Genomic DNA, 445 nt, shown 5'->3' with positions numbered 1-445 from the left:
AACTGGCACTTAGTCTTGGAATTGACATTCAAATTTCCAGGTGCAAGATATGAGGTAGCCCCCCTCGCGCAACCCGATGCCCAACCCGACAATCTCCTGTTGCTCCGGCATCGTACCGAATTATTAGGGATAACTGAAGCGGGAATTGTCTTCAGGCGATCGCCCCTTCATAAGCATGTTTTTCACCGACAGCGGTGATTGCAACACACCCCAGTAGCTCTCTCATAGCGAGAAAATTGACAATTCCCCAATGCTTTAAGCTAACGCTCTTGAGGGGGAAAGCAACAATCACAGACTCTCCTCTACTTTTTTATACCTGTACTCAAGTTCCGCCTTTTAGTACAGTTGAACTGTTATGGGAGTGAGCGCCGACTTTTAGTCTAAACTCCAGAGGCTGAGGAACCAAAGATGGAGTATATTTAGAATCATTAAGCAGTGCTTTGAT

At 46.1% G+C, this 445-nt stretch carries 1 protein-coding gene; it reads left to right on the top strand.

Annotated features, from left to right (window positions below; genetic code table 11):
• Window positions 1–198, top strand: a 198-nt coding sequence (locus ACM0OZ_RS49230; protein WP_414590218.1) for a hypothetical protein, incomplete at its 5' end; no start/stop codon positions are given.
• Window positions 199–445: the final 247 nt, after the last annotated feature.

Source organism: Scytonema sp. PCC 10023, from assembly GCF_963920835.1.
Classification (GTDB): domain Bacteria; phylum Cyanobacteriota; class Cyanobacteriia; order Cyanobacteriales; family Nostocaceae; genus Kalymmatonema.
Note: the sequence above shows the minus strand (reverse complement) of the source record. Positions and strands in the feature narration are given on the sequence as shown.